13 protein-coding genes and 1 tRNA gene are annotated in these 13,738 nt (G+C 61.6%); 6 read left to right on the top strand and 8 right to left on the bottom strand.

Translation table 11 applies throughout. The features are described 5' to 3' along the window. Positions 1-36 precede the first annotated feature (36 nt). From HKD27_RS16735 to HKD27_RS03035, 4 genes are all read right to left on the bottom strand, one after another. Positions 37-474, bottom strand: a complete 438-nt coding sequence (locus HKD27_RS16735) for a YjjA family protein (RefSeq protein ID WP_231100531.1) — start codon at positions 472-474, stop codon at positions 37-39. A gap of 124 nt (positions 475-598) precedes the next feature. Further along, the gene (locus HKD27_RS03025; protein ID WP_228518297.1) at positions 599-1,753 is read right to left on the bottom strand and encodes an AGE family epimerase/isomerase; all 1,155 of its coding nucleotides are present in this window, start codon (positions 1,751-1,753) and stop codon (positions 599-601) included. 126 nt (positions 1,754-1,879) lie between these two features. Beyond that, a tRNA-Ala gene (locus HKD27_RS03030) sits at positions 1,880-1,955 on the bottom strand. A 90-nt stretch (positions 1,956-2,045) separates the two neighbouring features. Continuing rightward, positions 2,046-2,657 carry a nucleoside triphosphate pyrophosphatase gene (locus HKD27_RS03035; protein WP_194688511.1) on the bottom strand — a complete coding sequence of 204 codons (612 nt, stop codon included), beginning with the start codon at positions 2,655-2,657 and terminating at the stop codon, positions 2,046-2,048. Positions 2,658-3,010: 353 nt separating this feature from the next. Here HKD27_RS03035 and hemE point away from each other — a divergent pair, with 353 nt between their 5' ends. The 3 genes from hemE to hemJ are packed head-to-tail and all read left to right on the top strand — an operon-like array spanning position 3,011 to position 5,228. Beyond that, complete coding sequence (gene hemE, locus HKD27_RS03040; RefSeq protein ID WP_011252600.1) at positions 3,011-4,072, top strand: uroporphyrinogen decarboxylase; 1,062 nt, start codon at positions 3,011-3,013, stop codon at positions 4,070-4,072. An 8-nt stretch (positions 4,073-4,080) separates the two neighbouring features. Further along, a complete protein-coding gene (locus HKD27_RS03045; RefSeq protein ID WP_194688510.1) occupies positions 4,081-4,785 on the top strand; it encodes an HAD family phosphatase in 705 nt (234 codons plus the stop codon). Further along, positions 4,782-5,228: a protoporphyrinogen oxidase HemJ gene (gene hemJ, locus HKD27_RS03050; RefSeq protein ID WP_194688509.1), complete on the top strand. Its 447-nt coding sequence runs from the start codon at positions 4,782-4,784 to the stop codon at positions 5,226-5,228. Before HKD27_RS03045 ends, hemJ begins: the two co-directional genes overlap by 4 nt. A gap of 117 nt (positions 5,229-5,345) precedes the next feature. On the opposite strand, the gene HKD27_RS03055 is transcribed toward hemJ, so the two are convergent. After that, positions 5,346-6,317 (bottom strand): SDR family oxidoreductase, encoded by a 972-nt coding sequence (locus tag HKD27_RS03055; protein ID WP_041111522.1) that lies wholly within the window; start codon positions 6,315-6,317, stop codon positions 5,346-5,348. Positions 6,318-6,340: 23 nt separating this feature from the next. Continuing rightward, entirely contained in the window at positions 6,341-6,940 is a 600-nt protein-coding gene (locus tag HKD27_RS03060; protein WP_194688613.1) for a DedA family protein, read from the bottom strand. 150 nt (positions 6,941-7,090) lie between these two features. Here HKD27_RS03060 and HKD27_RS03065 point away from each other — a divergent pair, with 150 nt between their 5' ends. Beyond that, entirely contained in the window at positions 7,091-9,013 is a 1,923-nt protein-coding gene (locus HKD27_RS03065) for a prolyl oligopeptidase family serine peptidase (RefSeq protein ID WP_194688508.1), read from the top strand. A 58-nt stretch (positions 9,014-9,071) separates the two neighbouring features. Here HKD27_RS03065 and HKD27_RS03070 read toward each other — a convergent pair whose 3' ends face one another. Next, positions 9,072-9,419, bottom strand: coding sequence for a hypothetical protein (locus tag HKD27_RS03070; protein WP_228518296.1), 348 nt, complete (start codon positions 9,417-9,419; stop codon positions 9,072-9,074). A gap of 393 nt (positions 9,420-9,812) precedes the next feature. On the opposite strand from HKD27_RS03070, the gene HKD27_RS03075 reads away from it, so the two are divergent. After that, complete coding sequence (locus HKD27_RS03075; protein WP_228120456.1) at positions 9,813-10,778, top strand: DMT family transporter; 966 nt, start codon at positions 9,813-9,815, stop codon at positions 10,776-10,778. A 74-nt stretch (positions 10,779-10,852) separates the two neighbouring features. Here HKD27_RS03075 and HKD27_RS03080 read toward each other — a convergent pair whose 3' ends face one another. After that, positions 10,853-12,238, bottom strand: coding sequence for an MATE family efflux transporter (locus HKD27_RS03080; RefSeq protein ID WP_228518295.1), 1,386 nt, complete (start codon positions 12,236-12,238; stop codon positions 10,853-10,855). Between the two features lie 169 nt (positions 12,239-12,407). Between HKD27_RS03080 and flgE the strand changes: the two genes are divergently transcribed. After that, positions 12,408-13,715 (top strand): flagellar hook protein FlgE, encoded by a 1,308-nt coding sequence (gene flgE, locus HKD27_RS03085; protein WP_228120477.1) that lies wholly within the window; start codon positions 12,408-12,410, stop codon positions 13,713-13,715. Positions 13,716-13,738: the final 23 nt, after the last annotated feature.

Here is a 13,738-nt window from a genome sequence, read left to right on the forward strand (position 1 = left end):
GTCAGAACCACGACAGACCGGAACATCCCTTTCAGATCAAAGAAGATTCTTCGCGCGGCTGAGAACCATGTTGCACATTTTCTGCTTCATCTGCCCCTTCAGGCTCGACAGCGAGAACGCGTTGCTGCCCCCCGTCAGAAGCTGCCCCTGCTGACCGGCCGTATAATCGCTGGACGACGTCACACCCTGCTTGCCGGTCAGGCTGCTCAGGGCCGAGGTCGCGCCGCTGCCGCTCAGATAGTTGTTCTGCACACAGTAACTCAGAACACCGGCGACATTGCCCGTGCTGGCGGAAGAAATGTTCGGAAGCATGCTGCTCATCATGCCGGTGCCACCCGTCATGCCACTCATGCCCGACATGCCGCTCATGGCATTGCCCGCGCTGCCAACGCCCGGGATGGACTGGGCATGAGCCGAAGACACGACAAGGCCAGCTGCCGCAAGAACCGCGAAAATACCGTTTGAGTAACGCACCGTATTTCTCCTTCAGAGAACGTTCAGGGCAGCACCTGCCAGAAGTCGGAAACCGTCGCTGCCAGAATCATACCGACCCGGGGTCACGCTAACATAGCTGGACAGCAGGTCCACCCTTGCCGCTTCAGCAGAACTCCCGCGCCGCGCCATAGATATGATAAAGTGAACTGGCTGGCACGTCCGAAACGCTCGCCTTTCCGGATGCATCAAACCGGTCGATCCACAGAGCATGCGTGCTGTCGGGGATGAATGTCCCGAAGAAATGCTCCGTCAGGCCCCGCAGGATCTCCGGCCTCTCGTTTCGGCAGACCAGCAGGCGGCACAGCTCGGTCTGCGGCCAGATCCGCGTCGCGTTTTCCAGGGAGCGTCCATCATCCGCAATGGCATCCCGCACTGCGGGCCCCTGCACCCCCGACATCACTCCATGACGCATCCCGAACGCGAACAGCCCATCCGCAGCCTGCCGGATCGCCCCGGCGTCCTGCGCCCCAGGATTCAGACGCAGATAATCCCCCAGCAGCCAGGACCATTCGAACAGATGCCCCGGCTCCGCCCGGTTTTCCCCCGCAGCCGCCACAGGCCGCCAGTCCGGCCCGAACTCCTCGGGCAACACTCCGGACCCCGGCTGGATCAGCCGCTCCAGCGCCAGACGCACCAGAGCCGTCGCCTCATCCAGATAAAAGCTGTCTCCCGATACCTCGAACAGCACCAGAAACGCCTCAAGCAGATGCATGTGCGGGTTCTGATGCCGCACAGCTCCCGTAACCCCCGGTGCCGTCAGCGACACTTCATCCAGAAACCCGCCATGCTCCGCCGCGAAGATCTGGTGAAGCTCCACAACCGTCTGCCGCGCCACCGCGAGGAAATCCGGGTTGCCGCTCAACCGGTAAGCCCAGCCATAAGCAAAGAGAATGAAGGCATGCGCATAAAGATCGCGCTGCGTCCCGACCGGCGACCCGTCAGGCGCCACGGAAAAGATCCATCCCGCCTGCCCGTCCCGGTGCCGGTAAAGCCGCTCGACTTCTTCCAGACATGCCAGCGCCTGCGCCGAAGCGTCATGCAGCCCGTCCAGCGCAGCCCGACAGAATGTCGAGATCTGCCGCGCCTGCACCATCAGGCGCGAGGCGGGCAGAACCAGCGGTTCTCCGGAAAATGTCAGTCGCTCATGATAAAGGCGCCGCCCGCGATCAAACCCGACGCCGCTCCATGCCGGCAGCACCGTACGCGTGAGCCAGTCGCTCCACAGCGCCCGCTGGTCAGCATCCATGAAGGTGGGCAAGGGGGCGTGTCGCGTTCCGGTCTGCATCCGACTGCCGTATGAGAGCTGAACGCCCGCGTCAACAGATCGCGAGCTGCTACGGCGGAGCTGAAACAGAAAATCCAGATTTTCAGGAAAAAGGGAAACTGGTGGAGCCAATCGGGATCGAACCGACGACCTCCTGAATGCCATTCAGGCGCTCTCCCAACTGAGCTATGGCCCCACATGTTTCAAGCGGCCCCTTTGGGACGGGGCCGGATGAGGGCGGTATATCGTCATGATTTCGCCCTGACAAGCCTGAAAAACAGATTTTTTAAGCCGCAAGGACCTTCAGTTCCCGCAGTTCCTCCAGCAGCGGCAACAGCGGCAGTCCCATCACGGCATCCTGCGCGCCCTCGACAGCCGAAAAAAGCTGTATCCCCGGGCCTTCAAGCCGATACGCCCCCACACAGGACAGGATCGCCGACCCTTCCCGCTCCAGATAGGCCTTCAGAAAGTCGTCAGAGAAATCCCGCATCGTCAGACGCGGTGACGCCAGATGCTCCCAGACCTTCTCGCCTCCCTTATAGAGAACGACAGCCGTGCGCAGGACATGCGTCCGTCCCCGCAGCCGGCGCAGATGCTCCGCCGCCTCGGCCACAGATCCCGGCTTGGCAAACGCCACCCCGTCCAGATCGAGGATCTGGTCCGCCGCAACCGTCAGTTCATCAAAGCCCACATCCCGCGTCGCAAGGTTCGCTTTTGCATCCGCCAGCGCGATGGCCGTTTGGGAAAGCGTATGCCCCTGCTCTTCGCAGGATCGCCGCAGCGCCTCCTCGTCGAGATCGACAGGTCTGGCCTGCACGGCGAGACCCGCATTTTCGAGCAGCATGCGCCGGGCTGAAGAGCCGCTGGCAAGAATGAGGGAAGTACTGAAAGACATCATGAAGTACGACTCCGTACTATCGACTGTTGGAACAGGGACGAGTACTGCGGATCACCCGGTGAAGAGATTGCGTCAGTACTGGGGTACATGGGGATAGTACCTGCCCTTGCGAAAGGAGTACCGAGTACCGTGGATTGTACGGTACACCAGCCGGAACTGGGGGTTGTACACAGGCTCTCTGTGGGCAATTCGGGATTGAATCAACGACTCCCTTGCAAAGTGCGGCTTCCGGAGTTGTACACAGTGTGAGTAAGACGGGGTACATTTTCAGAAAGCCGGGTACCCCGGTATCCACAGGGATCATCTTAACCTCCAGCATTTCTTTCTTTTTTCTTTTATGATTAGTGGGCGGCATGATTTCGGAAAACGCACCTTCCTCACCCTCGTCGAAACCGCTTCTGCGGGCCCTCCGTGGTGAAGCCGTCTGGCCTCCTCCGGTCTGGCTCATGCGTCAGGCAGGCCGATATCTCCCCGAATTCCGCGCCATGCGGGACAGGGCCGACTTCCTGACCCGGTGCATGACCCCAGACATGGCCACCGAGCTGACGATCCAGCCGATCCGCCGCTACGGCATGGACGGCGCCATCCTGTTTTCCGACATCCTGATCCTGCCCTGGGCCATGGGGCAGTCCCTTGAATTCATTGACGGGCGTGGTCCTGTGCTCGGCGCCATCCGCTCCGAAGCCGACCTCGCCAGACTAGACCCGAAGCGCGTACAGGACGCCGTCGCACCCGTGCGGGAGACCTTGTCCCGCCTCACAAAAGAGCTTCCGGACGTCACCACGCTTCTGGGCTTCGCAGGCAGTCCGTTCACGGTGTCCTGCTACATGGTTGAGGGCGGTGGATCGCGGGATTTCGCCGAAACCCGCCGCATGATGCAGACCAATCCGGCCCTGTTCGATCGCCTGATCGACACCCTGACCTCGAGTACCGCCGAGATGCTCTGCGGCCAGATCGAAGCCGGTGCGGAAGCCGTGATGCTGTTCGATTCCTGGGCCGGAATCCTGCCCCCTTCCGCTTTCCGCCGCTACGTGATCGAGCCGACGCGCCAGATCGTCGAGTACATCCGCGCCCGGCATCCCAAAACCCCGATCATCGGTTTCCCGCGCCTTGGCGGCATCATGGTCCGCGAATATGCGCAGAAAACCGGCGTCAACACGCTCGCCCTCGACACCGTCGCCGACCCGGCCCAGATCTCCGAGCTGGTCTCCGAAGTCCGTCCCGGCCTGACGCTTCAGGGCAACATGGATCCGATGATCCTGTTCTCTGGCGGCGAGACAATGATCCGCGAAGCTCAGGCCATCCGGGACGCGATGCGCGGAAAACCGCATGTTTTCAATCTCGGACACGGTGTCATGCAGCACACGCCCCCCGAAAACGTGGCAGCCCTCGTCGAGGCGGTACGCGCGGTATGACGGGCGGTATGACAACCGCCCTCGACCCGGCAGGCCAGCTGAAACTGGTTATTTTCGACTGCGATGGCGTTCTCGTGGACAGCGAAGGCCCGTCCTGCCGGGCCACGGCGGAATTCGCCCGCTCCAAGGGGCTGTCCATTTCCGATGACGAGGCGCATAAGCGTTTTGCCGGCAAGGCCCTGCCGCAGATCGTGAAAGAACTCGAGCAGGAACTCGGGCATTCCCTGCCAGACGAAACGGCATTCAGATTGCGCGAAAATCTCGTACAGATGATGCGAAAAAGCGCAGAACCCGTAAGCGGAGCGCTCGAAATGCTGGCAGGCGTTCGGGCTTTGGGAATGCCGGTTCGCGTTGGCTCCAATTCTTCCGTCCGGGAGATGGAAGCCAAGTTCGAGCGCACCGGAATGTCGCAGTATTTCCCCGAAAACCGCATCCATTCCGCCAATGACATGGGCTGCCCCAAACCCGCTCCGGACGTCTATCTGTACGCCGCAAAGGCCGAGGGTGTACTGCCAGAAAACTGTGTCGTCATCGAAGACAGTAATACCGGTGCGGAAGCAGCCTGGAAGGCTGGCATGACCTGTGTGCTTCTTCGCCCCGAGGATGTGCCCCTGCCCCCCTTCTGGCCCGTCAAAGGCTCCGTCCGCATCACGCATCTGGACGAGCTGGTACCGCTGCTCCGCCGGACGCTGGAAAGCCAGAAACACGCATGACCGACTTTCTCGCGACCTATCAGAGCTGGATCCTGTCCCTGCACATCATGGCGTTCATCGCCTGGATGGCCGGGACGTTCTATCTGCCGCGCCTGTATGTCTATCACTGCCAGGTGGTACCGGGTTCGGCCGAGAGCGAGCGGTTCAAGGTCATGGAGCGCAAGCTCCTGCGCCAGATCATGACCCCGGCCATGATCGTAACCTTCCTCGCCGGTGGCGCACTGGCTTCCATTCCCGGTCTGATCGACTGGAACGCCGGCTGGTGGTGGACGAAGCTGATCTGCGTTCTGGGGCTCGCCGGTTTCCACGGCGCGTGTGGCGCATGGCGTCGCGGTTTCGCCGAAGACCGCAACCAGCACTCGGAAAAGTTCTACCGGATCGCCAACGAGGTCCCCACGATCCTGATGATGATCATCGTCATCATGATCATCGTCCGCCCCTGATAAAGACCCTGAATAAAAGTTTTTGGTGAAGCTTTTTCCAAAAAGCTTCACAGCCAGGAAGCGCCAAGGAACGTCACCTTTTTGAAAAAAGGCGACACCCAAAAACTTTTATTCGTCTCAGAGCAGTCCGTATTTTACGCCCGTCATCTGTTCGGAGACGGTCCACAGACGCTCCGCCAGTTCGGGTACATGCGCCAGAGCAGGCAGTCCCGCGATCCCCGGCACGCCACGGCGCTCTCCCGGGCCCTGCGGCCCGTAATAGCCCCCGTCACGCGCTTCCGGACTGGCCAGCGCATAGAGCAACGGCCAGGCGCCTTCCTCGACCGTCTGACCCATGGCGTGAAACACCGGCCCGGCCACACGCCGCGCCAGCCCCCGCATAAACCGGGCCGCCTTGTTGGCGGACTGATCCAGACTGCCGTTATTGGCCACGATATCGCTCGCCGCCCAGCCGGGATGCGCGGCCCGCGAATGGATGGGCCAGGGCGCCTTGAGCGCCCGTCGGTTCAGTTCCAGCGCGAACAGCAGATTGCACAATTTGCTCTGTCGGTAACGCACCATCGGATTATAAGAATGCCGCGCGTTCAGATCGCCGAACGGAATTTCCCCCTTCAGCGCTGCCAGAGACGCCACCGTCATGACCGTCGCATTCCCGGCCGCCAGCAGCGGCAGCAGCCGGCCCGTCAGCGCAAAATGCCCGAGATGATTGGTCCCGAACTGAAGCTCGAACCCGTCCTTCGTCGTCAGCCGCGTTGCCGGACCCATGACCCCGGCGTTGTTCGCCAGAAGATGGATCGGCTCGCCCCGGCTGCGCATGGCAGATGCAAACGCCTCGATCCCGGCCAGTGACGCCAGATCCAGCAGCTCGAAGCGAGCTTTGACGAACGGCACCCGCTCATGCAGCCGCGCCAGAGCCGCCTGCCCCTTGTCACGGTTGCGCCCGCTCAGCAGGATTGCGGCGCCCTGCTTCGCCAGCCCGCAGGCGACCTCAAAGCCCAGACCCCCCGTCGATCCGGTAATGAGCGCCGTCTTCCCGTCCAGACGCTCAAGGGAATCCGTGGACCATGCGGGGGCGGCGGTCTGTGTCATCGGGTCTGTCCTTCCAGTATGGGTCAGCTCGGTTTTGTCTCTGCGCGGGCCTCGTCGCGTTTTTCGTCCGCTTCGGCTTCCTTGAGGGCCTCATCCGTCAGGCGCTTCTCGTTCTTCTTGAGAAAAACGAGTCCCCCGATCAGACAGCTCACCCCCAGAATGGCCATGACCACACCCACGGGCCCCGAAATCTTCTCGATCTGCTTGCCCAGTTCATAGGTCACGAAGGCATAGCCCCCCGCCCAGCAGATGCCGCCCATCGCATTGAAGAACAGAAACGAATGCCAGGGCATCCGGTTCGCTCCGGCCAGCAGCGCCACGAACACACGCAGCACTGCGATGAAGCGCCCGAGGAACACGACGATCCCGCCATGCTTGCGGAACAGATACCGCCCCAGCATCAGCCGCTCTTCCGTCATGCCGACCTTGTGGCCGTGCTTTTTCAGAATGCTGTAACCGAAGTGATGGCCGATCAGATACCCGATATTGTCGCCCATGATGGCGCCAAGCACGGCGGCCAGGGCAATCCAGCGGATTTCCAGATGATGGGTACTGCCCGCATAGAGCGAGGCTGCGATGATGACGCTTTCCGCCGGAAGGGGAAGGCCCATGCTCTCGAACATGACGATGACGCCAACGACGCCGTAGCCGTAATGCACCAGCAGGTGGTCGAGAAAATGACTGAGGTGAAACAGTGTCCTGGTCCCGTTCAAGCTGTGGCGGAAGAGAGTGCCGCCGGTTACGATACTACGGCATCGGAGACAGGATGAAAAATGACGACATCGCCTTCCCCCACAGTTTCCCCCCGCGCTCCCGCATTTACTTCCGGAAACTGGCCGTCCTGGGTCACGCCCGAACTCGTGGCCGGCCGCACCCTGTCCTTCTCCGAACTGCGCACGGCTGGAAACTGGATCATCTGGCTTGAAAGCCGCCCGGATGAACAGGGCCGCTCCGTCATCACCGCCCGCGACCCCGAAGGCCAGGTCCGCGACCTGATCCCCCCCGGCTATTCGGTCGGCACCCGCGTGCACGAATATGGCGGCGGCGCATGGGACGTGCGGCTGAAAAACGGCGCCCCGCAGGTCGTCTTCAGCGACCGTAAACTCGGTGGACTCTGGTTCAGCGACGGCACCACCGCCACGCAATGGGCCCAGTCGGCCGAAAACCCCGAACACCGCTACGCCGACCTGACCTTCGATCCTGTCACCGACGCCGTGTTCTGCGTGCGCGAAAGCCACGGCGAAGGCGTGCCCGTCGCATCCCTCGTCCATATTCAGCCCGACGGCCGCGAAACCGTGCTGGCTGAAGGCGCGGATTTCTACGCCGCCCCCCGCCCCTCACCCGACGGACGCTTCCTGGCCTGGTTCAGCTGGAACGACCCCGCCATGCCCTGGACCGTCACAACCCTCTCCGTCGCCCCCTTCGATCGCACAACCGGCACACTCGGCCCCGTGGCAGACCTTTCAGGCCCGGAACAGTGCAGCATCATCGAACCCTGCTGGTCCCCCGACGGCACGCTCTACGCCACCTCCGACGGCTCAGGCCGCTGGACCCCCATCTGCTTTTCCCACGATGAAACCGGCTGGCACTCGCACAGCCTCAATGGTGCCAACGCTGAAATCGGCCTGCCCCACTGGGTCTTCGGTCAACGCACCATGGCCCCGCTGCCCGGAAACCGCCTGCTGGCCCTCGGCATCCGCCATGGTCTCAATCACGTCCTGCTGGAAGACAACGGACACTGGACGGACGTCTCCCTCGGCACTCCCGTCAACGTCCCGCAACCGCTCGAAGACGGACGCTTCGCCTGGATCGACGTTCCGACCGACGCGCCAGCCGCCATCGCCGTCGGCCGCCCCGGCGAACCGTATGACCGCTTCCGCATCAGCGTCACCCTTCCGCCCGGTGTGACAAAAGCCGATATCGCAACCCCCATCCCCCTGACCTTCCCGACCGCCAACGGCGCCGAAGCCCACGCGCTTTTCTACGCCCCCGCCAGCAGCACCAGCGCCCTCCAGCCCGGCGAAAAACCACCACTTGTCGTCATGGCCCATGGCGGTCCGACCGGCCGCGCCAATCCGTCCTTCGCCTTCAAGGTGCAGTGGTGGACCTCGCGCGGTTTCGCCGTGCTCGACGTCAATTATCGCGGCTCAACCGGCTTCGGCCGTGCCTACCGCGAAGCTCTGGATGGCCAGTGGGGCGTCGCGGATATCGAAGACTGCCTCGCCGGCGTGCGGGCCGTGCTCGACCGCGGCCTTGCCGATCCTGCCCGCTGCGTCATCCGCGGCAGCAGCGCCGGCGGCCTGACCGTCCTCGGCGCCCTGGCCCAGTCCGACCTCTTCGCCGCAGGAACCTCCCTCTACGGCGTCACGGACCTGCGCGCCCTGGCCGAAGAAACCCACAAATTCGAAGCCCGCTATCTGGACGGCCTGATCGGCCCATACCCCGAAGACGAGGCCGTGTATCTGAAACGTTCTCCCATCACGCAGGCGGAAGGGATTACCGTTCCCGTCCTGTTCCTGCACGGCGGCGCAGACAGGGTCGTCCCCCTCTCACAGGCGGAATCCATGCGCACAAAACTCGAACATTCCGCCCTGCATGTCTATCCGGAGGAAGCCCACGGCTTCCGCGCCCGCGACACCATAGAGGACGCCCTGCAAAGAGAGCTCTCCTTCTATCAGCAGGTGTTCGGTCAGTAATTTTCAGACTGGTTCTTCATGACGCAGGGGCGGACGCCCCTGCATAGGCCCCGGAAAATCAGTCGTCCGAAAGCCCGAACTGGCTGGGATAAGGCATCGCATTCCGGCCCAGCTTCTTCTTTTTCCACTCCGCCAGCGCACGATCATATTCAACATGCCGCAGCGCGAACTGCAGCGCTTCCACATGCCGCTCGTTCTCGGGATCCATCAGGTTCCGGCGCCACCCCGCCGCGATCAGCCAGTATTCCCCGGCCAGCCGCCACTCTCCGGCCTCGTGATGCTCCAGCGCCAGCCGCTCAAGCCCATGATACTTGTTCTTCGGATTGGCGAGCGCCTCCGGCGTGAGGATGAAATCATCCCCTTTCCAGAGAAAATTCGATTTCATGTAGGGAAACTGCCGGGTCATGACCCCCGGATCCCCGAAATGCTCCTTGATGAGCATCGGAACCAGCCTGTCGTAAGACCTACGCCATTCGCACTGCACAGACCGTTCCCCTGAAAACAGCATTGAAGAGTGCCGCTTCTATAACGGGCGGCTTCACCAGAGTCGATTTCGCCGACTGGACCAGAACACATCAAAAGCAGGATCTGGTGTGGGTTAATCACATTATAAGTGTTATATATAAATAATTATGTGTTATAATGAAATATATCACCAGTTATAAAAGAAAATACTCGCCATTCCGGAAACGGGTTTGAATTTCCATAATACTTCTTCTAAGAAGCCTCACCGCAATTACTGGTGCCCTGTCTCAGGACTGCACGCTTTCTCTTTTATCCTTCAGAATCCCAGAGTCTCATGGACACCAAAACCCTCTTCTCCGGAATGGCCCTGGCCTTCGGAGCATACTCCGCGTTCGCCATCAGCGATGCCTTTTCCAAACTGCTGGACGGGAGTCTCGACCCCTTCGAGGTTGCGTTTTTTGGCGGGGTGTTCGGGTTTCTCATCCTTCCCTTCATTCGCAAACCGACTGAATCCTATCTCGACATCGTGCGTCCGAAGCTTCGTGGCATGTGGCTCCTGCGGGCCGTCTGCGTCTTCGTGGCCACGGCTGCCAGCGTCAAAGCATTCATGCTGCTCTCGATGCCCGAGGCGCTGTCGATCATCTTCCTGATGCCGTTGTTTGTCACGATCCTGTCCGTCGTGCTGCTCAAGGAGAAAGTGACATTCTGGGCCTGGCTCGCCGTCGCCCTGGGTTTTGCGGGTGTCCTGATCGTCCTGCGCCCCGGCGTGCGCCCTCTTAATCTGGGCCATCTGTGCGCCCTCATGGCAGCCTGCGCCAATGCGGGCAGCGTGATCGCCTACCGCATCGCCAGCAAGGAAACCGTCCGGCTGTCGCTTTTCGGATCGAGCCTGATGGGCGCCCTGGTTGGAAACGGCCTTCTGATGATCGCCCACGCCACATGGCCATCCAGCACAAAGATCTGGTTCTACCTGTTCGGATACGGCTTCCTGGCCGCGCTCGGACAGCTCTGCATGATGCTCGCCACCGCCAGGGCCCCGGCCAACCGCGTCGCCCTGCCGCAATACAGCCAGATGGCCTGGGGCGTTGCGCTGAGCTATTTCCTCTTCAAACAGCCGCTCGACGGCTGGACCTTTGTCGGCATCGCGGTCCTGACAGCATCAGGCATGCTGAACTGGATCCGTCAGCGCATCCGCTACGAGAAAATGGCAATGAAAGAGCGTCTCGAACGTCTCAAGGCGCGCAAAATCGCCAAGGGCAACCACAAAGCCGCAAAGAAAACGCCTCTCTCCGCACAATAAAGGCAGGTCCCGTCGCTGCGGATCCGGGCCAGAACACTGGCCTCAAAGACGCAGCGGCAACCCCGACGCTCCGCTTACGGTTGCATAATCCCCGGCTCCAGCTTCCGGATCACCCGGAACGCCGTCACCACCGCCAGACTGCCAAACAGCACCACGCCCAGCGACTGCCCGACCAGAATCCCGACCGGCCCGTAAGCCGACCCAAACCACACGAACGGAATGGTCCCCAGCGTCGCCCGGCCCCAGTTGAAGCCTGTGGAATAGAACGGGTGCCCCAGATTGTTGAACGCCGTATTGGCCACGAACAGCAGTCCGACGAACATGTAGCTCAGCACCAGCCAGCAGCAGAACAGCCGCACGATGTCCACGCCCACACCCTGAAGCTCGAAAAGCTGGATGATATAACTGTGCGTCGCCGCCAGGATCAGCCAGGTCACACCCACACACAGCGCCGTCAGCTTGAGCGCCGCCAGAAGCGCTTCCTGCACACGATGAATCTGCCGCGCACCCAGGTTCTGCGCCATGATCGGCCCCACTGATCCCGTGAGCGCGAACACCAGCGAAAACGCCACCGGCACGATCCGGTCAATCGTCGCCTGCCCCGAAACGGCATTGAGCCCGAACCGCGCCATCGCATGCGTCACGAACAACGCCCCCGTCGGCGTTGCCAGATTGGTCGCAATCGCCGGCACAGCAATCCCGCCAATCAGCCGCGTGGACGGCCCGAACGCCGACCGTTCCGGCCATTCCAGCATGGCGTGACCGCGAAGATTCAGAAATCCGCTCGCCGTAATGGCCAGCCGCGCCAGAACCGTGCTGATGGCCGCGCCCTCAAGCCCCAGATGCAGTCCGAAAATCATGACCGGATCCAGACACGCTGAAACGACGGCACCGGTCAGCGTCACCCGCATCGAGCGCTTGGCATCCCCGACCGCCCGCAGTAGCGATGACAGCGCCATCCCCATACAGACCAGCGGCAACGCCGGCGAGACGATATGCAGGAACGTCGCCGCATGCTGCTGCGCCTCGCCATGCGCGCCGAGCAACCCGAGCAGAGGCATCGCGAACGTTGCCGTCAGCAGCCCCAGCACCGCGGCAATCGCCACCATGACCACCAGAAATGCCGAGGCCATCCGCCGCGCCTCGGCATGCTGCTGCGCCCCGATCAGACGTCCCGTACAGGCCCCGAGCCCGATCGTCATGCCAATGGAAACCGATACCTGCACATAGCTGACCGCCGTCGCAAACGCGATCGCCGCCGTCAGCGTCTTGTCATGCAGATGGGAAATATAGCCGTAATTGAGCAGATCGACGGCAAAGACCGCCATCAGCCCGATAGCCCCCGTCCCGGCCATGGTCACGACATGACGCATGATGCTGCCATGAACGAATCTGGCAGGTCTGACCGGAGAATCGTCAGGAATACTGGGCTTTTTCGGGTCGTCGTCTGGCTGGGGCATGCCCGCCCATCATGCCCCGTCCGGAACCGGAGAACCAGAGGCCACCGGCGTTTTTTCGCCCCCATGCTCTATCGTTACGGCCCGCGAATCCAGCGCCTGCAACGGCGAATCCGTCCTTTTCGGGCTTGTAAGGACTTCCTTAATATCCGTCGTGGAATCCTTGGCCGTGATGCTCGGGCATACGACCCGCAGCCTGTTCCATGTCCGGGAGTATGCCATGTCCTCGATCATCAACGCGGTTTATACCGCCGTCAGCGGTCTGAACGCCCAGTCCCACGCCTTCACCGACCTGTCCAACAATATCGCCAACAGCCAGACCACCGGTTACAAGGCGACAACGACCAGCTTCGAGGACTACGTCACCAACAACGATCTTGCCACTGATGGTTCGGCCCTGAGCGACAGCGTGGAAGCCACCACCCAGCAGCATACCGATACGCAGGGCATGGTGACGACTTCCACCAACACGACGGCGCTGGCCATTTCAGGTAATGGCTTTTTCAACGTCGTGCAGGCGACGGGCCAGAGCAACGACAGCTCCCCTGTTCTCGGATCGCAGCAGTATTACACGCGAAATGGTGACTTTTCGCAGGACAAGAATGGCTATCTGGTCAACACGTCCGGCTATTACCTCGAAGGATACAACGTCAATTCCTCGACCGGGGCCCTGAGCACGTCTCTCGCTCCCATTCAGGTTCCTTCCACGATCGCGTTCCAGCCAACCGAAAGCACGAAGCTGACCGTCACGGGGCAGATCGGCAGCAGTGCCACCTCCACGGGTGGAACCAGCACCACCACGGCCACGGCCTATGACAGTTCCGGCAAGGCCCAGACCGTCAGCCTCACCTGGAACCAGGTCGATGCCACGACCTGGACTGTCAGCAACACCAGTGATCCGACCAACAGCGCAACTGTAACCTTTGATTCCTCGACGGGCGCCATTTCGTCAGTCAATGGACAGAGTCAGGCCTCCGGCTCCGCAGCCACCTTCGAATATGACGGTTCGCCTCAGGACATGACCGTGAGCCTGGGAACAGTCGGCAGCACGAGCGGCATCAGCATCGCCACGGACGGCTCTACCCCGACGGGCGCCACCATGACGTCTGACAGCGTCACCAGCGGGACCTTCTCAGGCATTTCCATGGAATCCGATGGTTCGGTCATGGCTACTTTCGACAACGGATATTCCCAGCTGGTCGCCAAGATCCCGCTGACGACCTTTGCTGATCCGAATGGCCTGGCTGCACAGGACGGGCAGGCCTATACTGCCACGTCACAGTCCGGTAGCCCGCAAATCAACACCGTCAACACCAATGGCGCGGGCACCCTCACCACGGGCTCCATCGAGGAATCCACCTCCGATCTGACTGGGGACCTCAGCAAGCTGATCGTGGCGCAGCAGGCTTATGGCGCGAACACCAAGGTCGTCTCCACGGCCGACCAGCTTCTTCAGACAACCCTGGCGATGATCCAGTAAGCGGGACTGAAGGGATACCTGCC

The organism is Gluconobacter sp. R75690 (assembly GCF_015244525.1).
GTDB classification, from domain to species: domain Bacteria; phylum Pseudomonadota; class Alphaproteobacteria; order Acetobacterales; family Acetobacteraceae; genus Gluconobacter; species Gluconobacter potus.

Bases quoted from the DNA above. Each gene is read 5' to 3' on its own strand.
- HKD27_RS03035 (WP_194688511.1), bottom strand. From the start codon at position 2,657: ATGATGTCTTTCAGTACTTCCCTCATTCTTGCCAGCGGCTCTTCAGCC.
- hemE (WP_011252600.1), top strand. From the start codon at position 3,011: ATGATTTCGGAAAACGCACCTTCCTCACCCTCGTCGAAACCGCTTCTG.
- HKD27_RS03045 (WP_194688510.1), top strand. From the start codon at position 4,081: ATGACAACCGCCCTCGACCCGGCAGGCCAGCTGAAACTGGTTATTTTC.
- hemJ (WP_194688509.1), top strand. From the start codon at position 4,782: ATGACCGACTTTCTCGCGACCTATCAGAGCTGGATCCTGTCCCTGCAC.
- HKD27_RS03055 (WP_041111522.1), bottom strand. From the start codon at position 6,317: ATGACACAGACCGCCGCCCCCGCATGGTCCACGGATTCCCTTGAGCGT.
- HKD27_RS03060 (WP_194688613.1), bottom strand. From the start codon at position 6,940: ATGTTCGAGAGCATGGGCCTTCCCCTTCCGGCGGAAAGCGTCATCATC.
- HKD27_RS03065 (WP_194688508.1), top strand. From the start codon at position 7,091: ATGACGACATCGCCTTCCCCCACAGTTTCCCCCCGCGCTCCCGCATTT.
- HKD27_RS03070 (WP_228518296.1), bottom strand. From the start codon at position 9,419: ATGACCCGGCAGTTTCCCTACATGAAATCGAATTTTCTCTGGAAAGGG.
- HKD27_RS03075 (WP_228120456.1), top strand. From the start codon at position 9,813: ATGGACACCAAAACCCTCTTCTCCGGAATGGCCCTGGCCTTCGGAGCA.
- HKD27_RS03080 (WP_228518295.1), bottom strand. From the start codon at position 12,238: ATGCCCCAGCCAGACGACGACCCGAAAAAGCCCAGTATTCCTGACGAT.
- flgE (WP_228120477.1), top strand. From the start codon at position 12,408: ATGCTCGGGCATACGACCCGCAGCCTGTTCCATGTCCGGGAGTATGCC.